This window comes from Dyella sp. S184, assembly GCF_009766065.1.
Lineage (GTDB): Bacteria > Pseudomonadota > Gammaproteobacteria > Xanthomonadales > Rhodanobacteraceae > Rhodanobacter.
The window spans coordinates 220,508-241,493 of sequence record NZ_LMUE01000003.1 but is presented as its reverse complement, the minus strand read 5'-3'; the positions used below and the strand labels follow the sequence as shown (position 1 = coordinate 241,493).

The 20,986-nt window shown below is 62.5% G+C and carries 20 protein-coding genes; 15 read left to right on the top strand and 5 right to left on the bottom strand.

The annotated features are described in order from the left end of the window. Positions 1 to 41 precede the first annotated feature (41 nt). The 5 genes from GSQ75_RS08610 (at position 42) to GSQ75_RS08590 (ending at position 7,455) form a co-directional block, all read left to right on the top strand. The gene (locus tag GSQ75_RS08610; RefSeq protein ID WP_158754147.1) at positions 42 to 389 is read left to right on the top strand and encodes a YciI family protein; all 348 of its coding nucleotides are present in this window, start codon (positions 42 to 44) and stop codon (positions 387 to 389) included. Between the two features lie 2 nt (positions 390 to 391). Beyond that, positions 392 to 1,642, top strand: coding sequence for a DUF6596 domain-containing protein (locus GSQ75_RS08605; RefSeq protein ID WP_158754146.1), 1,251 nt, complete (start codon positions 392 to 394; stop codon positions 1,640 to 1,642). A gap of 94 nt (positions 1,643 to 1,736) precedes the next feature. Then, a complete protein-coding gene (locus GSQ75_RS08600) occupies positions 1,737 to 2,195 on the top strand; it encodes a DUF3617 family protein (protein ID WP_158754145.1) in 459 nt (152 codons plus the stop codon). A 267-nt stretch (positions 2,196 to 2,462) separates the two neighbouring features. Continuing rightward, positions 2,463 to 5,375, top strand: a complete 2,913-nt coding sequence (locus tag GSQ75_RS08595; protein WP_158754144.1) for a two-component regulator propeller domain-containing protein — start codon at positions 2,463 to 2,465, stop codon at positions 5,373 to 5,375. 121 nt (positions 5,376 to 5,496) lie between these two features. Continuing rightward, positions 5,497 to 7,455 (top strand): peptidase M61, encoded by a 1,959-nt coding sequence (locus tag GSQ75_RS08590; protein ID WP_158754143.1) that lies wholly within the window; start codon positions 5,497 to 5,499, stop codon positions 7,453 to 7,455. A 96-nt stretch (positions 7,456 to 7,551) separates the two neighbouring features. Here GSQ75_RS08590 and GSQ75_RS08585 read toward each other — a convergent pair whose 3' ends face one another. The 3 genes from GSQ75_RS08585 to GSQ75_RS08575 form a co-directional block, all read right to left on the bottom strand. Then, complete coding sequence (locus tag GSQ75_RS08585; RefSeq protein WP_158754142.1) at positions 7,552 to 8,115, bottom strand: peroxiredoxin; 564 nt, start codon at positions 8,113 to 8,115, stop codon at positions 7,552 to 7,554. 95 nt (positions 8,116 to 8,210) lie between these two features. Next, positions 8,211 to 9,053: an MnmC family methyltransferase gene (locus tag GSQ75_RS08580; protein ID WP_158754141.1), complete on the bottom strand. Its 843-nt coding sequence runs from the start codon at positions 9,051 to 9,053 to the stop codon at positions 8,211 to 8,213. 315 nt (positions 9,054 to 9,368) lie between these two features. Then, positions 9,369 to 10,469: a hypothetical protein gene (locus GSQ75_RS08575; protein WP_216840655.1), complete on the bottom strand. Its 1,101-nt coding sequence runs from the start codon at positions 10,467 to 10,469 to the stop codon at positions 9,369 to 9,371. Positions 10,470 to 10,891: 422 nt separating this feature from the next. Here GSQ75_RS08575 and GSQ75_RS08570 point away from each other — a divergent pair, with 422 nt between their 5' ends. The 7 genes from GSQ75_RS08570 to GSQ75_RS08540 all read left to right on the top strand — a co-directional run bounded on the left by GSQ75_RS08570 (position 10,892) and on the right by GSQ75_RS08540 (position 17,296). After that, a complete protein-coding gene (locus tag GSQ75_RS08570; RefSeq protein WP_158754140.1) occupies positions 10,892 to 11,293 on the top strand; it encodes a hypothetical protein in 402 nt (133 codons plus the stop codon). Between the two features lie 93 nt (positions 11,294 to 11,386). After that, positions 11,387 to 12,088, top strand: a complete 702-nt coding sequence (locus GSQ75_RS08565; RefSeq protein ID WP_158754139.1) for a histidine phosphatase family protein — start codon at positions 11,387 to 11,389, stop codon at positions 12,086 to 12,088. A 643-nt stretch (positions 12,089 to 12,731) separates the two neighbouring features. Beyond that, on the top strand, positions 12,732 to 13,232 hold the full coding sequence (locus GSQ75_RS08560; protein ID WP_158754138.1) for a hypothetical protein: 501 nt from the start codon (positions 12,732 to 12,734) through the stop codon (positions 13,230 to 13,232). 170 nt (positions 13,233 to 13,402) lie between these two features. Next, entirely contained in the window at positions 13,403 to 14,506 is a 1,104-nt protein-coding gene (locus GSQ75_RS08555) for a diguanylate cyclase (RefSeq protein WP_158754137.1), read from the top strand. 156 nt (positions 14,507 to 14,662) lie between these two features. Beyond that, a complete protein-coding gene (gene msrB / locus GSQ75_RS08550; protein WP_158754136.1) occupies positions 14,663 to 15,112 on the top strand; it encodes a peptide-methionine (R)-S-oxide reductase MsrB in 450 nt (149 codons plus the stop codon). Continuing rightward, positions 15,109 to 15,618, top strand: coding sequence for a peptide-methionine (S)-S-oxide reductase MsrA (msrA, locus tag GSQ75_RS08545; protein WP_158754135.1), 510 nt, complete (start codon positions 15,109 to 15,111; stop codon positions 15,616 to 15,618). The genes msrB and msrA overlap by 4 nt, the downstream gene beginning before the upstream one ends. A 196-nt stretch (positions 15,619 to 15,814) precedes the next feature. Then, positions 15,815 to 17,296 carry a DHA2 family efflux MFS transporter permease subunit gene (locus tag GSQ75_RS08540; protein WP_158754134.1) on the top strand — a complete coding sequence of 494 codons (1,482 nt, stop codon included), beginning with the start codon at positions 15,815 to 15,817 and terminating at the stop codon, positions 17,294 to 17,296. 245 nt (positions 17,297 to 17,541) lie between these two features. On the opposite strand, the gene GSQ75_RS08535 is transcribed toward GSQ75_RS08540, so the two are convergent. Then, positions 17,542 to 17,760 carry a 4-oxalocrotonate tautomerase family protein gene (locus GSQ75_RS08535; protein ID WP_158754133.1) on the bottom strand — a complete coding sequence of 73 codons (219 nt, stop codon included), beginning with the start codon at positions 17,758 to 17,760 and terminating at the stop codon, positions 17,542 to 17,544. 352 nt (positions 17,761 to 18,112) lie between these two features. On the opposite strand from GSQ75_RS08535, the gene GSQ75_RS08530 reads away from it, so the two are divergent. Next, positions 18,113 to 18,523 carry an OsmC family protein gene (locus GSQ75_RS08530; protein WP_254058509.1) on the top strand — a complete coding sequence of 137 codons (411 nt, stop codon included), beginning with the start codon at positions 18,113 to 18,115 and terminating at the stop codon, positions 18,521 to 18,523. Beyond that, positions 18,523 to 19,527 (top strand): AraC family transcriptional regulator, encoded by a 1,005-nt coding sequence (locus tag GSQ75_RS08525; protein ID WP_158754131.1) that lies wholly within the window; start codon positions 18,523 to 18,525, stop codon positions 19,525 to 19,527. The genes GSQ75_RS08530 and GSQ75_RS08525 overlap by 1 nt, the downstream gene beginning before the upstream one ends. Before the next feature lie 201 nt (positions 19,528 to 19,728). Here the strand turns inward: GSQ75_RS08525 and GSQ75_RS08520 are convergent, their stop codons facing one another. Next, positions 19,729 to 20,475 carry a glucose 1-dehydrogenase gene (locus tag GSQ75_RS08520; protein ID WP_158754130.1) on the bottom strand — a complete coding sequence of 249 codons (747 nt, stop codon included), beginning with the start codon at positions 20,473 to 20,475 and terminating at the stop codon, positions 19,729 to 19,731. Between the two features lie 100 nt (positions 20,476 to 20,575). Here GSQ75_RS08520 and GSQ75_RS08515 point away from each other — a divergent pair, with 100 nt between their 5' ends. Then, positions 20,576 to 20,959 carry a helix-turn-helix domain-containing protein gene (locus GSQ75_RS08515; protein ID WP_158754129.1) on the top strand — a complete coding sequence of 128 codons (384 nt, stop codon included), beginning with the start codon at positions 20,576 to 20,578 and terminating at the stop codon, positions 20,957 to 20,959. The last annotated feature ends 27 nt before the right edge of the window (positions 20,960 to 20,986 follow it).

Here is a 20,986-nt window from a genome sequence, read left to right as displayed (position 1 = left end):
GGCGCACACTGCCCGCCATCACTCATTTTTGGAGAATCCCGATGCAATACCTATTGATGCTGTATTCGAACGAGACTGGTTGGTCGCAGATGACGCCGGCCGAACAGGAACAGGGCGTCGCGGCCTATGAAGCGTATACGCAGGCGTTGAAGACGGCGGGTGCACTGGTCGGCTCGAACCGCCTGCAAAACAGCACGACCGCGACCACCGTGCATGTCGCGGACGGTAAATCGCAGGTACTGGATGGTCCCTACGTGGACTCGAAGGAGCAGTTGGGTGGCTACTACCTGATTGATGCGCCTGACCTGGATGCCGCGCTTGCGTGGGCGGCGCGCTGCCCCGGCGCGAGCCATGGAACGATCGAAGTGCGGCCGGTCTGGAGCATGTAGGGTTGGATAGCGCGACGCAGGCGCGCAGTACCGCAGACGCCGTCGCGCGCCGCAGCTACGGCAAGCTGGTCGCCTTTCTGGCCGCCGCCATGCGTGATGTGGCGGCGGCCGAGGATGCGTTGTCGGAAGCGTTTGCCGCGGCGCTGGCGGGCTGGCCGCTCAACGGCTGTCCTGCAAATCCGGAAGCGTGGTTGCTGACCGTGGCCCGGCGCAAAGGGATCGATGGCATCCGGCGACGCCGTAGCGGCGAAGCAGCGGCCGTGCAGTTGCAGATCCTGGCGGAGCTCGACGAAGCTGCATCGACGGTGATGGATGACGCAGCCATTCCGGATCGGCGCCTGGCGCTGCTGTTCGCCTGCGCACATCCGGCCATCGATGCCGGCATCCGCGCACCGCTGATGCTGCAGGCTGTGCTCGGGTTGGATGCGAAGACCATCGCCTCGGCGTTTCTCGCGTCGCCGGACGCCATGAGCAAACGTCTGGGGCGGGCGAAACAGAAGATCCGCCAGGCCGGCATCCGGTTTGCCATCCCTGCACGCGACGAATTGTCCGGACGGCTGGACGGCGTACTGGATGCGATTTATGCCGCCTTTGCCGAAGGCTGGAGTGATCCCGGTGGCACCGATGTGATCCGGCGCGATCTCACCGCGGAAGCGCTGTTCCTCGCCGGACTGGTCGCCGGACTGCTGCCGCAGGAACCGGAAGCGCTGGGTTTGTTGGCCGGCATGCTGCACGCCGAGGCACGGCGCCGCGCGCGCCGCAATGCGGATGGTGATTACGTGCCGCTGGCCGAGCAGAACGTCGCGCTGTGGGATGCAGCAATGATCGACGAGGCCGAAGCGCTGCTGTTGCATGCGAGCGCGTTGGGCCACATCGGCCGTTATCAGCTGGAAGCGGCGCTGCAGTCCGCACATGTCGAGCGTCGCCGCAGCGGGCGCACTGACTGGACGCCGGAGGTGCAGATTTACGACGCATTGCTCGCTCTCTCCGGTTCGCCGGTGGTCGCCCTCAATCGCGCGCTGGCCATCGCGGAACTGCAAGGTCCGCGCGCCGCGCTCGAGATCGTGGATGCACTCGGTGCCGATGGCCGGCTCGTCGACTACCAGCCCTACTGGGCAGCACGCGCGGCACTCCTGGCCAGAACCCATGCCTATCCTGAAGCTCACGATGCCTTCGACATCGCGATCGGCCTCGCCAGCGACCCCGCCGTTCGGCGCTTCCTGCTGGGACGTCAGGCTGAATTGCCACGCTGAGTCGGTCCCTGTGCACTGGATTAGAAAGGGGCGCTGACCCGCTTTGATCAGGAGTAGGCTACGCGGCACTTGCCTGGATAAGGGAGAAACCGTGATGAACAAGCTGATGGTTTTCGTTGTGGCTGTGCTCGCGATGCCGATCGGGACGGCCTATGCCATCGATCACCCGCCAACGAAGGAAGGACTCTGGTTGGTGCGGACTCAGACAATTGGTAATCCAGGCGGCAAGAAGTCCGAGGACACGATGAAGGTTTGCCGCGACCATGCTTCCGAGAAAGCGGGAGAGGCAGTGATGAGGAATATGAAGGGTTGCACCATCAGCAACGAAAGCCTCAGCAGTAATGTGTATTCCCTCGCAATACACTGTGCCATCGCAGGTACGGTGATTGACTCGAAGGCAGCGACCACGTTCCAGAGTGACACTGCAGTGCACTCCGAAACACATGTCAGCTACACCCCCGCCATGAATGGCGAAACGGATCAAACGGTGATCAACGACCAGACCTACCTGGGCAGCTGCCCGGCCGGGGTGAAGCCGGGCATCGTGCATTAGCCACGAAGGCAACGCCAGACGTAACGGGATCAAAACAGGGGCTGGGGTGCCATTTCCTGGATCGAAGGGTTGCAAGGAGTGGCCGATTTTGGAGGGGCCGTCATGACCTTGCCCCAGCAGCCTGCGAACACGGTCAGGCCGTCACTCTCACCGTGATATGCGATAGTTCGTGCATCGGTCTTCAGGGCCGACGGTCGAAGGGCACATTGCCGGATGGCACGGTGCCAAGGTGAAAGCCGAATCGCAGGGGGAGCGATTGGATTGCGCATGAATCGTTGGATCAGGGGATGGGGTTCGGTTGTCCTGGTGGTGTACGGCTTGCTGGCGGTGTCGCCGGCCCGTGCGCTTGATCCCGATCGCGCGATCGGGCAACTGACCCACGTCTGGTACGAGGACCAGCTGCCGCAGGGTACGGTGTTGTCCATCGCGCAGAGCAAGGGCGGCTCGATCTGGCTGGCGACGTATGGCGGGCTGGTGCACCACAGCGGCGCGGAGTTCGACACCATCGACCCGCGCGCGTCGCCGGCGCTGAAGAGCACGGCGATCACGGCGGTTTATGTCGATCGCGATGGCACGCTGTGGGTGGGCACGCTGAACGACGGTCTTTACCGCAAACGGGGGCGCGAGCTGGAGTCGGTGGCGCTGCCCGCGAATATCAAGAGCGTGTTCGGCATCATGCAGGATCGGGGCGGCGCGCTTTGGCTGACGACCAACGCGGGTGTTGCGCGGATGGGCACGAAGGGCTTCCGTTTGCTCGGCGAGGAAAGCGGGTTTCCGCCGCGCGGGTTCTATCACGCTATCGTGGCCGATACGGCGGGCGGGGTGTGGATCGCCGTCGATGATGTCGGCGTCGTGCACTGGCTCAATGGTCACGTCGAGACGTTCGATACGCGGCGCGGCCTGCCGACCAACGCCGTCCACAGCCTCACGATCGATTATGCCGGCACGGTCTGGGTCGGCACGCAGGCCGGCCCCGCGCGCTACCGCAATGGGCACTTCGAGCGCGACCCGCGCCTGGCCGCGCTCGATGGGAAGAACATCTACGCCCTGTACGGCGATCGCGATGGCAGCCTATGGTTCGCGCCGCTTGGCGGCATGGGTATCTGCCGTCTGACCACCGCACGCTTCGATTGCGACAACACCCTGACTGGCCTGGTCGGCGAGACCGTGCGCTCGATGTTCGAGGATCGCGAAGGCAACCTCTGGATGGGAACCACCTCCAGCGGTATTCACCGCTTCAGCGATTCGAAGCTGGTCACCGTTACCGGAAAAATGGATTCCAACGCAGTGCGTGCCGTCTACCAGGATCGCGCGGGCACACTCTGGATTGGCACTGACGGCTCAGGGCTGTCGCGTTACGAGAACCTGGTGCTGGTGCCGGCGACGGCGATCAATGCGAAGCTGTCGAGCCTGCTGCTGCGCGCGATCGAGTCCGACGCGGCCGGCAACCTCTGGGTGGGATCGACCGATGGGGTGAGCCGCATCGCGCCCGATGGCACAGTGCGCAACTTCGGCGTCGGCGATGGACTGCCCGGCACGATCGCGTTCGCGTTCGCGCCGAGTCGCGATGGCGGCATGTGGGTGGCGACCTTGCAGGGCGTGGCGAAGATCACGGCCGACAAGGTCAGTGTGGTCCAGGCTACGCATGGTGACGACACGCGTGCGCTGTACGAGGATCCGGCCGGGCGTCTGTGGATGGGCGAGCGCAGCGGCTTGCGTTGCCTGCACGATGGGGTGGTCGATCGTTGCGGTACCGATGGCTTGTCGGGCATCAGCGTGTTCGCGTTTCATCCTGAAGCCAATGGCGACCTGTGGCTCGGCACCAGCCTCGGCCTCATGCGCATTCGCGGGCAGACGGTGCAGGCCTTCACCGAGCGGGCGGGTTTCTACGGCGACGCAGTGTTCGCCATGCTCGACGACAACGATGGCCACTTCTGGGTAAGTTCGAATCGCGGCATCGCGCGGTTCGCGTGGGCCGACATCGATGCGCTCGACCGCGGTGCGGTGACGCAGATAGAGCCCCGCTGGTACGGCAGGAACGACGGCATGTTGTCGCAGCAGGCCAACGGCGCCTCGCAGACCCCGGCGTGGCGCACGCGCGACGGGCGCATGTGGTTCGGCACGGCCAACGGCGTGGTCATCGTTGACCCGAAGCATGAGCGGGTGAACCGGATGCGTCCACCGGTCGCGGTCGAGCGCGTGCTGGTGGACGGCAAGGACGTTGACCCGGATCACATCGGCCGGATCGGTCCGGGCGTGAAGCGTATCGAACTGCACTACGCCGCGATGAGCTATGTGGCGCCGGCTGCGGTGCAATACCGCTACCGCATCGAAGGCTTCGACCGGGACTGGATCGACGTCGGTGCCGGCCGCGTCGCCTATTACACAAACCTGCCGCCCGGCGACTACGTGTTCCGGGTGATCGCGAGCAACAACGACGGCGTGTGGAATACCGAGGGCGCCAGCGTGGCCTTCACGATCGTGCCGAGCTGGTACGCGACCTGGTGGTTCCGCATCCTCGTCGCGATGATCGTCATCGGCCTGCTCGCCGCGATTTACCGGCTGCGCGTATGGCGTTTGCACGAGCGTGAGCGGGAGCTGACACGCGAGGTCGCCCAACACACCAAGGCGCTGCGCAACGCGAACGCCGAGCTGAAACGCATCGCCGCGCTCGACGGCCTCACCCGCATCGCGAATCGCGGTGCGTTCGACCAGCGGCTGCGCGATGCGCTGGTCGAGCATGCGGCAAGTGGCGCGTCGCTTGCCGTGCTGATGTGCGACGTCGATGCGTTCAAGGCTTATAACGATACCTATGGCCATCTCGCCGGCGATGTCGCACTGACCGCCGTCGCGGGCGCGCTGACCAAGGCACTGCGCCCGGATGTGGATCTCGCCGCACGCTATGGCGGCGAGGAGTTCGCGGTGTTGCTCAGCGGGTGCGACGCCAGCGAAGCTGCGGCGGTAGCACAGCGCATGCTCGAGGCCGTGCGTGCGCTGGCGATCGAACACCGTTGCTCCGACGTCGCGCCACACGTGACGATCAGTGTCGGCATCGCCGCCGTCGCGTCCACCGCCACGACATCGCCGGAACAGCTGCTTCGCCGCGCGGACGAGGCGCTGTATCGCGCCAAGGCGGAGGGGCGCGATCGTATGGACGGCGGATTCGGGCTTGCGGAGTGACAGCTCTGACCGGGAAGGGGTCAGCGCTTGGCAGTGCATTCTTCACCCAGATTTGCCGCCTCGGGCGGCGCCTCTGGTGTTAAGTTAGAAGAATCCTTAGGTCTGCATGCTGGAGTTCATCATGTCCGTTGTCTCTCTCGCCGGGTTACCGACCGGCACGCGCCGCACGCTGGCGTGTCTTGCCGTTGCCGTATCCATGGCCCTCACGACCGCTGCCGCCTGCGCGCAGGATCCGCGAACCGACCAGGTACCCCCGCCGCAGGACACGCCCTATGCCGGCACGATCGCGATCCATGTCGATGCCAGCGACAGGTTGCAGGGCATTTTCCGCGTGCACGAGACGATTCCGGTAAAGGCGGGCGCTTTGACGCTGCTGTACCCGCAGTGGATTCCCGGCGATCACTCGCCGACCGGCCCGATCGCCATGCTCGCTGGCCTCAAGCTCAGCGCCAACGGCAAGCCGATCATGTGGAAACGTGACGAGTACAACGTGTACGCGTTCCATCTCGACGTGCCCGCGGGCGTTTCCACCCTCGATGCGACCTTCCAGTACATGTCCGGCCGCACCGACAACGAGGGCTTCGAGATCACCGACCGCATGATGGACATGGAATGGAGCAAGGTGGCGCTGTATCCGGCCGGCTATTTTTCGCGTGGCATCACCTTCGCGCCCAGCGTGACGCTGGCGCATGGCTGGCAGCTCGGCACCGCGCTGGAGACGGCCTCGCAGTCGGGTGATACCACCACCTTCAAGCCAGTGACGTTCAACAACCTGGTCGATTCGCCGATCTACGCGGGCCAGTACTTCAAGCGGGTCGACCTCAACCCGGGTGGCGATGCGCCGGTGCATCTGGACATCGTCGCTGACGCGCCGAAGTACCTGGAGATGACGCCCGAGCAGTTGAATGTGCATCGCGCGCTGGTGACGCAGGCGGTGAAGCTGTTCGGCTCGCATCACTACGACCACTACGACTTCCTGTTCTCGCTGTCGGATGTGTTGGGTGGCAACGGTACCGAGCACCACCAGTCCAGTGAGGATGGCATGGGCGCCGACTACTTCACCGCCTGGAACGACAACTCGCCTGGCCGCGACCTGCTGGCGCACGAGTACACGCATTCGTGGAATGGCAAGTTCCGCCGTCCGGCTGACCTGTGGACGCCCAACTTCAACGTGCCGATGGGCGATTCGCTGCTGTGGGTGTACGAGGGGCAGACGCAGTACTGGGGTTACATACTCACCGCGCGTGCCGGCATGTGGACGCCGCAAGAATTCCGCGATGCGTTGGCCATGGAAGCAGCCAATTACGACCGCAACCGCCCCGGCTTTCAGTGGCGCACGCTGGAAGACACCACCAATGACGCGACCGCTGCCCGCCGCTCGAGCCTGCCGTACCGCAGCTGGCAGATGAGCGAGGACTACTACAGCGGCGGCCAGATGATGTGGCTGGAAGTGGACGCCAAGCTGCGCGCGCTGACGAATGACCACAAGTCGCTGGACGATTTCGCGAGCGCGTTCTTCGGCGTCGACAACGGCAGCTACGTGACCAAGACCTACACCTTTGACGACGTGGTGGCGGGTCTGAACGGCGTGGCCAAGTACGACTGGGCGAGTTTCCTGCATGCGCGTGTGCAGACACTCAATCCGCCGCTGGAGAACGGCATCGCGGCCACTGGCTGGAAGCTGGTCTACACCGATCAGGAAAGCGGGTACGAGAAGCAGTACAACAGCCGCCCGGAGCCGTCGCGCCATCTGTACAACTTTGCCTGGTCGATCGGCCTGACGATGACCGACAAGGGTGAGGTCAACGATGTGCGCTGGGACGGGCCGGCGTTCAAGGCTGGCGTCAGCACCGGGGCCACCCTGGTCGCGGTGAACGGGCAGACCTATTCGAGCGATGTGCTGAAGAGCGCGATCGCGGCGGCCAGGAACAGTAAGACGCCGATCCAGCTGCTGTTGAAGTACCAGGACGGTTACCGCACGGTGCCGGTGGACTACCACGGCGGCCTGCAGTACCCGCATCTGGTACGCATCGAGGGCACGCCGGATTATCTGAGCCAGATCATCGCGCCGCGCAAGTAGGACGGCGTCGGGAAGCGTGGTCGCAACAGCGGGACAGAGGTCACTTCGCGAAAAAGTGGCCTCTGCGTTGTTACTGGGCGGTGATCAAGCCCGCGATTACTTCGCGGCGTTGCCCGGTTGCTCGAGCGCCTTCACCGCATTCAATGTCTCTTCAACATGCTTGGTGGGGCTGAGGCTGGAATAGACATAGGTGATTTTCCCCGACGGGGCGATCACATACGAGGTGCGGTCCGACCAGCCCGGCTTCAGCAACAGCAGCGCGTCGTATTGCTTGGCGATCTTCGCGCCCTCGTCGGCAGCGACCGGGAACTTGCCGCTGCAGTGATCGGCTTCCTTCGAGAAGGCTGCCAGCTGGTCAAGGTTGCCGGCGGTGACGCCGATCACCGTCGCATGTGCTGCCGTGAATTGGGGAATGGCCTGCGAGAACAGGTGTGCCTCGACGTTGCAGCCTGAGGTGTGTGGGGCGGGGAAGAAATAGACCACCACCGGACCCTTCTTCAAGGCGTCAGCGAGATTGAACGTGAAGGGCTGCCCGGCGAGATAGGCCGGTGCGGTGAAGTTGGGTGCCTGGGTGCCTATCGTCAGTGCCGCAAAAGCTGGCGCCGCGAGGGTAGTGGTACCAACGAGGGCGAGGGCCGCGAATTTCAACAATGACTTCATGGGTGTGACTCCTGGGGCGATGGACGGGTGAACATGTTTATACGCCAGAAGTACCTGGAGGGATGCCACGACCATAAAACGTGGCCAGCAACTGCTCAGCGCCGAGTTGCCAGCACGCCGTCCAGCGCGAGCTGCGCCTTGAATCCGGCCTTCTCCAGCCGCTTTTCCACCTCGCGCGGCACATCGCGGCCGCTTGTGAGTTTGTTCGGGCTACCGGTGTAGTGGAACAGGCGCCCACCGCGGTGTAGCACGCGCGCAAGCTGGTCGTAGAACGCCTGCGAGTACAGCTCGCCGGCGATGCCGAAGCGTGGCGGGTCGTGCAGTAGCGCGTCCACTGAGGCGTCAGCGATCTGCGTGATTGCCTGCGAGACGTCAGCATGATTGAGCTGCAGGCGCCCGCCGCTGGCGAGCGCATCGGGGTCCGGCGACCATGGGTTGAGCGTGCGCAGCCACAGCACGTCAGCGTTCTTCTCGATCGACTGGATGTGCGTCACACCTGCTTCCAGGCAACATGCCGCGAAGTAGCCCAGGCCGCCGCAGGTATCGAGTACCACCTTGCCGCGCGGCTCGATCAGCGCCACCTTGCGGCGTGCGTCCTCGAAGGGCGATTCCTTCGACGTCGGCAGCATCTTGATGCCGTCGATCTCGAAGGTGGGCGCCCCCCATTCGGTCGGCACCAGCTTGATCAGCGAGCCGGAATAGCGCGACACCGGCGCGAACTCATCACCATCCCAGACATAGATCGTGCGGTCCTTCAGCGTGGGTGGATACGGATAGCGCTGGCTGTGCCACTGCCAGGTGTCAGCTTCCAGCAGCGCGTTGCCACTCGAGCGCCCCAAATCCAGCGAGCCGGTCCATTTGCCCACACCGGCATCGCGTGCGGCCAGCAGTGCCTCGGCGATCGGACGCGTGAGGAGGGGACCGGAATAATGCGACAAGACGGGCAGTCTCCTGAAATAGCTGTAATGAACCTGCGACAGTTGGCGGCAACGCGACGAAGGGGCGGCATCGTAACCCACGGTGTGGCTGGAGTCGTTGCACTGGCACGATTCAGCGTGACATCGAAGTCGTCATCAGCCGTTGGGCGAGCATACGCGCGACTAATCGGCCCAGCCGGGAAAGGGGTGCGGCAAGAAGTAACGCTGCCCTGCTTTGACCGGGCTGCCGGTGTCGGAATAAACACCGAGGGGCGCATGCGCCCCTCGGCTTCCACTCTTGCTAGCTGGATTTCAGCATACTGCGATCTGGCGTGCTCAGTTCGACTCGGTGAACTTGATCGACGGCGAGGATCCACCGGTGGCGGTGCAGCTGCCCAGGTTCAAGTTATTGCTCTCGCCGGTCGAGCCGGCGTTCGAGGCACACGTCGGCGTGGCGGTGCTTCCGTCGCTTACTGCGAGATTCACCGTGATCGACGAGCCGGAGTTGAACACTGCTTCCGAGCCCCCCGCGTTGCCGACGACATTGAACTCCGTCTGGTCCCATGCGCTCGCGAGATCCAGCACGCTGTCCTTCGCGCTGAGCGTGTACGCCGTGGTGCCATTGGTGAACACCACCGTGTCATTGCCACCGGTTGCGGCAGTGCCGGAAATCTTGAGATTGGCCAGCTGGGTGGCCGGAACATCCGGTGCCGTTACGGCGGAGCTGTTCTTGTAGCAATCACCTTCACCGTCGCTGCCAAATCCGCTTGGGCAGCTGCTGCCGCCGTAGCCGAGCAGCCAATACTGGATGAAAACGGCTGCCTTGCCCTTGGTGCTGTAATCCGGGGAATAGATGAATTGCTGCCAGACCGTGCAGCCCGAATGACTTTTGCATGCGCTGGTGGTCTTGTTGTAATTCGAATTCACCTGGAGCGTGTATTCGTTCGGTCCCAGAATGCCGCCGCCACCGAAGGCCGCAACGCCTACGCTCTTTTCAGAGGTTACGCCGGTGACCGACGGGAAGGTTCCGGTGGCGCTGCTGATCAGCCCCGAGACCTCAATGGCATAGTCATTACCATTGCCCGTGGTCTGCGTACCACCAGCACCCGCGCTCTCCGCAAACCTCGTCAAGGCATCCGGACGCCGCGGCAGTGGGTGGGAAAACGGCTGTACCTGGGTGCAAGCCACCTGTTTCCAGAGAATGCTGGGAAAGGTGGCCTGAAAGCAGCCTTCCGAAGGTGCTGCCATGCGGACCATGTCCTCGTGCCAGCTTTGAATGGCCTGAGCCTGCACCATCGAAGGGACTTGTGCCTGATCAGCGCCGTTCTCGACGGCGGGTGCGGCAAAGGCCGATGGAAGCCACGCTGCACTAACGAGACTTGCAACAATCGCGATCTTGAGCATGCGACGTGAGCCAAAAGTTTTCTTGGAGCGCATATATTTTTCCCCATTGGAAGCAAAGTGTAGTGGTCGTCAGACTTGGATTATCCAAATCCAAAGGTATTACCAAAACAAAATACAACCCGGAGCCCCCATCTCCGTATCGCCATGCGATGGCGACCGCCGTACGCTAACCACTATCGGAGCTATTTGGTAGCTGTAAGTTATTACGTGTTTTTCAAGTAAAGGGAATTAAAGGGGAGTGAGCAGTTAAACGAACCGTCCCGACTTAGCCGTGGTGAAAACCGTGATCAGAGTCCAATTTATCGGGATGAATTTGGACGAGGCTAATGGGCTGGTTATGCCCTGTTCTCGGTATCCACCGTGCAAGGTAGGCCAGATATCCCCCTTTTTCGTTGAACGGCACAGGCCTATGCTGTGGTGAGTGCGGCGATGCCGCGTTACTCCGGAGTTGCGCCATGACGAAGAAATTCATTCGGTGGTTACCGATGCTCCTGTTGGCGGCCGCGTTGCCCATGCTCGCGCAAGAGACAGATACCGCGGTATCGAAGCAGATTGGTACGGCCAGCGCACACGCCGGCATGGCGCTTGGCGCGACGGACCTGAAGACGGCGCATACGCATCTGCACCACGTTATCAACTGTCTGGTCGGGCCATCCGGCAAAGGCTTCGACGCCCAGGAAGCGGACCCGTGCAAAGGTCAGGGCCAGGGTGCCATCGTCGATGCCAAGGGCGATGCCGCCAGCGAATCCAAATTGCACACCGCGTTGACCCAGGCCGAGCATGGCTTGAAGAGCACGACGCTGGACGGTGCGCACGCGGACGCGCAGCAGGTCCTGACTACCTTGCAGGCGAAATAGAAATCAGCGTCTCCAGAGCAGGATCGGATCAGCGTTAGGGCATTGTGGTTTTCTGACTAGTGCCGCACTTTGCAGTTGCGCAATACTTCGGCCATGAACAGATTCCTGTTAAGCCTATGCTGGCTGCTTCTGATCACGCCTGTTTACAGCGCTGACATACAGACCCCAGCGGCACGGATCATCGTGCTGGTACGGCACGGCTATTACGTGCCGGATCCTGCCATAGGCGACCAGCCGGGGCCGCATCTGGCACCGATCGGCGTGGCACAGGCGCAACTGGTGGGCGCACGCCTAGCCGGCCTGCCGACGCGTTTCGATGCGATGTATGTCAGTCCGGTGCAACGTGCGCGCGACACGGCGGCGATCATCGCGGGCGATTTCCCGGGGCGCCATTTCGAGGTGGTTGACGACCTTGCCGAATGCACACCGCCCACCCGGCGGCCCGAGATCATGGCCCACGAAAAGCCGAAAGACCTGGCGGCCTGCACAGCCCAGCTCGACCGGGTCTTCGCCCGCTACTTCAAGCCTTCCATTGGGCACGAGCGCACCGAACTGTTCGTATGCCACGGTGACGTGATCCGTTACCTGGTCACGCGTGCGCTGGGCGTGGATACCAAGGCGTGGCTGGAAATGTCGGTGGGCAATGCCAGCATCACGGAGATCCGCATCGAGGCCAATGGCAGCTTCAAGGTCATCAGCGTTGGCGATGTCGGGCATCTGCCACCGAGCATGCTCACGGGAGCAACCGGCGACAGCGAACGCAGCCTGGCGATCCCGCCGCTGCCTGTTCAGTGATCGTCTGCCACGAGAGCTGGCATCACCACCTCGTGCGGCGAGCCATTGTTGCCCTCTCACCGGCTGGAAGCAAAGCCATGCGCGATGACACGGACGACAGCCAGTTCGGCGAACCGCGCCGCCCTGGAGCCACAGGTATCCCGGATCAACGCGTCTTACGAGTTGCCGCGGCCTCTCGGCTTTATGTAGCGCAGCTGCCCCAATATAAGTTCACGCTGCTCTCGCCGCTTGAGTTCCTGCGCTGCGAGCAACATTTGTCGCCTTGTCATACGCACGGGTACTTGGTCTGATGGTTCCTTCGCCTGTCGATGGACGATGTGGGCGATAAAACCGGGCCATGTGCTGACATGCCATAACGATTGGGAGCGGGATACGTCTCGAGTATTCACGGCGAAGACCTCAATCACAGATCAAGAACTGCCAGAGGGACGAACTATTGCCAAGTGGGTAGTCAGGCTGCACCTTCGACCGTTAGTCGCGCGTGATATCCAGGATATGGATTCCGAAACGTAACGGGGCAGAGCTCCTTTCCAAACGCTGCCAGTTAAACAGCGAGGTCGGAGTGAGCTGGCCTATGGGTTACTGCACCGTGACCTCGATTGACGCTAGGCTTTGCCAGGGCGGTCAACAAGGGGAGTCAGCGGTGGAACCGTTTCCGTTTCAGTTCTTCAGTCGTTATTTCTGGGCGATTGCCATCGGCATTTCGCTGATCAACTACGTGATCGGCCGCCGTCGAATCGTCACCGCAAGCGGTCTCAACGAGATTCAGCAGAGCGAGACGCTGGGCCTGTTCGGACGGTTGTACCTGCTTTCGGATGTGCCCTGGCTGGTGATGGGGTGGGGCGTGCTGTTCGGTGGTGTGCCGTCGGTGTTCAGTTTTTTTCGCCCGCAAGACCATAACCCTTATGTGACTTACTGGTATGGCAGCCTGTTGCTGCTGGCTGTTGCCAATGCCCTTTGGATCATGCTGGCCGATGGTGCGCGCAGGGTGCGAGAGCTTCAGCAGCTAGGGGTGTTTGGCGCGCGGCAAAAGAACTCCGCCACGCCTGAGTGGTCCATCAAGCTGCTAGCGGCGCTCGGCCCGGTATTCGTGCTGATCTGGATTTACTGGATGCAGTTCATCACTGCGCAATCGCCTCACTAGCACGCTGTTATCTAAGCCAAAGGAAATGGTAAAGGGACTCCTTTACAGGCATGGCTTCCCGCGACCGACACGAAGAGCGGCGCGGAAGTGGCGCCGACCGGCTGCACTTTTGACCCCTTAACCCTGCGACTCGTCGTAGACTCGGTCAAATGCCGGGGCCAACTGCCGCCATGACGCATCCCACCCCCAATGTCGAGCACGCGCCTGAGCAGCGCTCTCCATGGAGCGAGCGCGGTGCGTCCGATCGGCGCGCGATGCTCACCGAGATTCTGGCGCAGGTATCGATGGAGGCGCTGCAGGGCGATACGCTGGAAGCGGTGCTGCAGCGGATTGTCGACTGTGTGGCCAGGCGCCTGCCGGTCGCCATTGCCAGCATCATCCTGCTCAACGACGAAGGGACGCATTTCGTGCAGGAGGTCTGGTCGGGCATTGAGCTTGACCTGCCCGGTGAACTGCCGTGGCCGGTGACGATCGGTGCCTCCGGGCGTTGCGTACGTAGTGGAAAGGCCCAACTGATCGCCGACGTGGAAGCGGATGCGGATTACGTGCCCGGGAACTGCCGGGTGAAATCCGAGTACCTGGTGCCGATCCGGCATCGTGAGTACCTGCATGGTGTACTCAACCTCGAAAGCACCTCCGTGGATTTCTTCACGCCGGAAGTCTGCGCGATGTTCGATGCCATCGCGTTGCAGATCGCCGGGACCGTCCATCTCGCGCGCGTGGTGCGCGAACTGGAGCTGGCCAACCGCAAGCTGGAGCAGCTGTCGATGAGCGACGGCCTCACCGGCATCGCCAACCGGCGCAGCTTCGACCAGCGTCTTGCGGAGGAGTGGCAGCGGCATGCGCAGGAGGGTGGTTGGCTGGCCTTGCTGCTGGTCGATGTTGACTGCTTCAAGGCACTCAACGACGCGTGCGGTCATGTGTTCGGCGATGAATGCCTGCGCGTGCTGGCGCGCCTGTGCGCCGGGATCGTCCGAGGCACAAAGGCGCACGTTTCGCGCTACGGCGGCGAGGAATTCATACTGTTGCTGCCGGGCTGTGACCTCAACGAGGCGCAGCGGCTTGGCATCGACCTGTGCCGCCGCATCGAGTCTCTGGCCATCGCTCATCCCGCTTCGATCGTGGCAGACCATGTCACCGTGAGCATCGGCGTCAGTGCCGCGCGTCCGGACCCGAAGCAGCCACCGGAATCTCTGATCGTGGTCGCCGACCGCGCGCTTTACGAGGCCAAAGCCAAGGGCCGCAATGGCGTCGTGGCGATGCCTTGCGCGTAACCGTGGGCTGCCTTGGATCGAATGCATCGGTGTGCAGGTTGGACATCGCATTGCTGACCCCCATCTATGCGCTATCCCATTCCACCGGACAATGTTGTCGGCCTCGATCAGGGTATCGGTTCAAGCCGGGAGCAGCGCCTGAAGCAGGAGAGGCTCATGAGCCAGTACAGCAAGAACCCCGACGCCATCGCGAAGCTCACGCCGGAGCAGTATCGCGTCACCCAGCAAAGTGCCACCGAGCGGCCCGGGACCGGCGAATACCTGGACAACAAGCAGCCGGGCATCTACGTCGATATCGTCTCGGGCGAGCCGCTGTTTGCCTCGTCAGACAAATTCGAATCGGGTTGTGGCTGGCCGAGTTTCACCAAGCCGATCGAACCGGCCAATGTCAGTGAATTGCGCGATGCCACGCATGGCATGGTCCGCATCGAGGTGCGCTCGGCACATGGGGACAGCCATCTCGGGCATGTCTTTCCCGATGGCCCAAAGGATCGTGGCGGCCTGCGTTACTGCATCAATTCGGCCTCGCTGCGCTTCATCCATCGCGATGACATGGAGGCCGGGGGTTACGGGGCCTATCTGGATCAGGTGGAGGATGTGCGATGACTACCGAACGTGCGGTGCTGGCGGGTGGATGCTTCTGGGGCGTGCAGGATCTGCTGCGTCGCTATCCCGGCGTGATCTCCACCCGCGTGGGTTACACCGGCGGCGATGTGCCGAACGCGACGTATCGCCATCACGGCAGCCATGCGGAGGGCATCGAAATCATCTTCGATCCGGTGGTATTGAGCTATCGCACGCTGCTGGAGTTCTTCTTCCAGATCCATGATCCGTCCACGCCGAACCGGCAGGGGAATGATCGTGGCAGTGCCTACCGCTCGGCGATCTTCTACACCTCCTTGGAGCAGAAGCAGGTGGCCGAGGACACCATCGCCGATGTGGATGCCTCCGGCCTGTGGCCCGGCAAGGTGGTGACGGAACTGGTACCCGCGGGCGACTTCTGGGAGGCCGAGCCCGAGCACCAGGATTACCTCGAGCATTATCCCAACGGCTATACCTGCCACTTCGTACGGCCTGGCTGGAAACTGCCTCGGCGCGAAGCGGCTGGCTGACGTTCAAGGCGGGGAGGAGGCTGCATCTTGGAGGCGCAAGCAGCACGGGGGCAGAGTTGGATAGCCGCCATGTTTACGATCAGCACGGCGTGATGTTCTTCTGGGCCTGCGCATGTCGATTTCGGGAGCGCTCGTTCGACGCTAGAGTGAGACCGCCGACCAGGCGGCATAAACCCGGCATCTGCGAGATCCATGCATGAACAAAGCGCCTATCGACAGCCACACTGCGACCCTGCCAGGCAGGCACGCGCATCGCGACCGACGTTGGCTGGCCTTGCTGGTGCTGTGCCTGGGTGTCTTGATGATCGTGCTCGATACGACGATCGTGAATGTCGCGCTGCCATCGATCAAGACAGATTTGAAGTTCTCGGCGACGTCATTGGCCTGGGTGGTGAATGCGTACATGCTGACCTATGGCGGCTTCCTGCTGCTCGGCGGTCGACTCGGTGATCTGTACGGGCATCGGCGCCTTTTCCTGACAGGCATCGTGGTGTTCACGCTGGCATCGCTGGCCTGCGGCCTGTCCACTACGCAGGCTGCGTTGGTGATTGCGCGCTGTGTGCAGGGGCTAGGCGGTGCCGTGGTGACGGCGGTGGGGTTGTCGCTGATCATGGATTTGTTTACCGAGGCGGCCGATCGCGCCAGGGCTATGGGCGTCTACGGTTTCGTCTGCGCCGGCGGCGGCAGCCTTGGTGCGATGCTGGGCGGCGTGCTGACCAGCAGCCTGAGCTGGCATTGGATATTCCTGGTCAACCTGCCGATCGGTATCGGCGTGGTCGTGCTTTCCCTGCGGTTGCTGCCGGCGGTGTCGGCCGAGGCGGTGTCGCGGCATCTGGATGTGCTCGGCGCGGTAACCGTGACCTTGGCGCTGATGCTTGCCGTCTATGCCATCGTCAATGGCAACGAGATGGGCTGGACCTCGCCGCGTACGCTCGGGCAACTGCTGGTCGCGATTGCCTTGCTGGCGCTATTCCTTGCGATCGAGGCGCGGGTGCGTGTGCCACTGATGCCGCTGCGATTGTTCAAGCTGCGCAATCTTGCGGTGTCCAATATCGTCGGCGTGCTGTGGGCGGCGGCGATGTTTGCGTGGTTCTTTCTCTCTGCGCTCTACATGCAGCTGGTGCTCGGCTATAACCCGATGCAGGTGGGGCTGGCCTTCCTGCCAGCGAACCTGATCATGGCTGCATTCTCGCTGGGCATCTCGGCCAAGCTGGTGATGCGCTTCGGTATCCGCCGCCCATTGGCGTTTGGCCTCCTGATGGCGGCGACCGGTTTGCTGCTGTTCGCGCGTGCGCCGGTCGAGGGCCACTTCGTGATCGATATCCTGCCTGGCATGGTGTTGCTCGGCCTGGGCGCAGGCATCGCGTTCAATCCGGTGCTGCTGGCCGCGATGAGCGATGTGTCTGCAAGCGAATCCGGTCTCGCCTCGGGCGTGGTCAACACGGCCTTCATGATGGGTGGCGCGCTGGGTCTGGCCATTCTTGCCAGCCTCGCGGCTTCGCGCAGCGAAGGTTTGCTGGCGAGTGGCTACCTGCCGCTCGCTGCACTTGCAGGTGGCTATCAAGCCGCTTTCATGGTGGGCGCCTGCTTCGCCGCGCTGGGCGCGTTGCTTGGCGCGGCGATGTTGCGCACGAATGTCGGTATAACGGAAGGCGATCAAGCTGTATCGATGCGTTGAATGCCAGTAACCGCTCGAGCGTGTACCGAGCTTCAAAGTCTGTGTGATTTGACCCCCAAAGTTCGTGTGATGGAAGCTTGATCGCACAAGCTTTGCGCGTAGTCGATGGGCAAGGTTCGTTCAACGGCGGATGGATCAGCGAGTCAGCCGTATCTGAAAAGCCCAATCTGGCTGAAGATCGCCCTGTAGTTCGTGCTTGCGCCGCCGACCAAGCTTGCCTGCGGGCCTGTATTCAGCTGCATGCGTTATTTACCCGCCGCAAGGGCCTTCACATCGCCCGTAGTCAATGGGTTGCCGGCAATTCCCCAATCGCCGCTTTTCACCTCTTCGATCACCACCCAGGTCACTGGGCGCATGTTCTCGCCCTCGATCGTGACCATTGTTTCAGTGAGCTTGCGAATCATGTCCTGCTTTTGCGTTGGCGTGAAAACGCCCTCAATCAGTTTTACGTTCAGGAATGGCATGGTTGTTCTCCCGTTGCTGTCGCTGGACCGAGTGATTCCGCAATGGCGAGCGTCGCCATCGCGGGCCCTGCGACATAGCGTGAGGCTGCGGGTGGCCCGTCGTCCTGCCCGTACGTCGCTGTGACCTAGCAGATCGTCCGGGACAGCAGCAGTGCGCGATAGGGCCTCTTGGCGGCGTCTTGCAAGGCGCCCACAATCGGGGAGCATCAGGTAGACGTGGAGGGGCGCCATGACCATGCAAGACATCGCAACAGCCCGACAGCGTGCAAAAGACGTTTTCCATCGCCGGCCCGAGGCAGGCCTTCACGATGACGCGCCTGCCATGGCGTGCTGGCAAGGTGGCACGCGAATCGTGTCGAGTCATGCCAATGGCATTCGCACGGTGACGGACATGCCAGGCGAGCTGGGCGGCAGCGGTGATCAGGTTACGCCGGGTTGGCTGTTTCGCGCCGGACTTGCATCGTGTCTTGCGACCTGCATTGCGATGGCTGCAGCCGATGAAGGTATCGAACTGAAAATACTCGAGGTGGTCGCGACCAGTCGTTCGGATGCACGCGGCCTCTTGGGCATGATGGACGCAGACGGTGAACCAGTATTCGCCGGGCCGCGTGCCGTGCAGCTGTGCGTGCGCATAGGCGCGCATGGAGTTGTACCTGAGCGACTGCGAACGTTGGTGAAAAACAGTCAGTCCTGCTCGCCTGTTCCCAATGCGGTGCGTAGCGCAACGCCGGTGGAATTGCGCATCGATATCGAGGCCGTCTGATGGACGCGCTATCAGAAATCCTCCGTGTGGTACGTCTTGTCGGCGCCATTTTCATCCAGGCCCGATTCACGGCACCCTGGAGCTATCAATCTCCCTGCGCGGATTCCGTGGCGCCGCTGCTCGAGCCCGGCGCTGAACGGGTGGTGATCTTTCACCTGATCACCGAAGGCGAATGCTTCGTCGAGTTGGCCAGCCAGCCGCCGACGCGCTTGATTGCCGGTGATGTCGTGCTCTTTCCCCAAGGCAATGAGCATCGCATGAACTCGCAGCCTGGACTTGCGCCCGCAGTGAGTGGACGGCTGGATGCGGTGTTGTCACGCCGACCGCGTCAACTTGCCTACGGTGGTGGCGGCCCGACCACACGCATTGTTTGCGGCTACCTGGCATGCGACGCGCGCTTCGCGCGGATGTTGCTTGCGGGCTTGCCTGCGCTGGTCAAGGTCAATGTGCGCGGATCGAATGCGGGTGCGTGGCTGGAAGCTTCTGTGCGCTACGCGGTGGTTGAGGCGCGTTCGCCCCGTCCTGGTGGCGCTGGTGTGTTGGCCAAGCTGGCGGAAGTATTGGTCATCGAGGTATTGCGTTTGTATGTGAACGAGCAACGCGAAGGCCGCACGGGCTGGCTTGCCGGGCTGGGTGATCCCATTGTCGGGCCTGCGTTGAACGCCATGCACTCGCGCCCCGCACAAGCGTGGACGCTTGAAGCATTGGCGAATGCAATTGGCACGTCGAGGTCCGTACTCGCTGAGCGCTTCCACTACCTGGTGGGTAGTTCACCCATGCTGTACCTCACGCAATGGCGGATGTTGCTCGCAGCCAATCTTTTGTATCAAAGCAACGCACCGCTTGCGCGCATTGCGGAGGATGTGGGCTATCAAACCGACACGGCATTCAGTCGCGCATTTCGCCGCGAGTTCGGCGCGCCACCCGCAGCATGGCGTCGACATCAATGGACACGCAGCCTCAACCACCACCCAAACAGCGAATCAGGCACGCCAAGTGCCTGATTCGTCGTAACCAAATACGGACATGCGCCTGATTTGGTGCGTTGTTGAAGGCAAGGCAGCCCTCAACAACAGCTTGCCCAGGCGATTCGTTTGTTCGGATCGTTGAAGCCCAGGAAGCCGATGCAACAGGCACAAACTGTGGCAATGTGTCCAGGCGCAGGCGCATTCCGATGCCGGAATGCGCTTTTTTGGGTTTGCTGTTTAACGCAGGCCGCCGCCGGCTAGCAGCTGTTCGCCGGTGAGCCAGTACGAATCGTCGGAAGCCAGGAACACCGCGATCGAGGCGATGTCGTTCGGCTGGCCGAGTCGGCCCAGTGGGGTTTGCGCGACGGTACCTGCTTCGAAATCCGAACCGATGAAGCCGGCGGCATGGGTACCCTCGGTTTCGATCATGCCCGGGTTCAGTGCGTTGACGCGAATCTTGCGCGGACCCAGCTCGCGCGACAGCACGCCGGTGATGGCGTCCACCGCACCCTTGGTACCGGTGTAGATCGCGCTGCCCGGCGGGGTGATGCGGGTGACGACGGAGCCGATATTGATGATGCTGGAGCCCTCGCCGAGATGCTTGCTGGCGGCTTGGGTCGTCAGCAGCAGGCCGAGCACGTTGACGTTGAAGTGCCGGTGGAAGTCTTCCTCGGTGATGCTCTCGAGTGGGGAGAACCCGTAGACGCCGGAGTTGTTGACGAGGATGTCCAGTCGACCGAAATGCTCGATCGCCGCGTCGACGATGGCTTGTGCATCGGCGGCCTTGGAGACATCGCCGCGTACGGCAACCGCCTTGCCGCCGGCCGCGCCGATCTCGGCGACGACGGTATCGGCACCCGTCTTGCTGGAGGCGTAATTGACGACCACGGACGCGCCAGCGGCGGCCAGTGATCTGGCAATGGCTGCGCCAATGCCTTTGGATGCGCCGGTGACGATGGCGACTTTACCTGTGAGCTTGCTCATGACATTTCCTATCGTGCGGGGTGGGGAAAGGTTGCATACTTCTTTAGTTCGTAACATACGAACTATGGAACTAGATGTCAAGGGCTGGTAGGATGTATTCATGAGGCCGCTGATTCACCCATCGATCGAAGACGTCACCGTGGAGGGCATCTTGCATGCCCTGTCCGATCCCGTGCGCGCGGCGATCTATGTGGAACTGGCCGGCTCGGCCTGCACAAATATCTGCTCGAACTTTCTGCAGATGAGCGACCGCAGCATCCCCAAGTCCACGCTTTCACAGCACTTCCGCGCGCTCCGCGAAGCGGGGCTGGTGCATAGCGAGCGGCATGGTGTGGAAATGCACAACACAAGCCGCTGCATCGAGATCGAACAGCGCTTCCCCGGATTGCTTCCGGCGATCCTGAACGCACATCGCGTCCAGGCTGCGGACCGCGCCCGCGCCCTCAAGCGCAAGCAGGCCACCGCCAGGAAGCAGGGTGGTTGAGGCTGGCGTCAAAGAACCAGCCGGCGC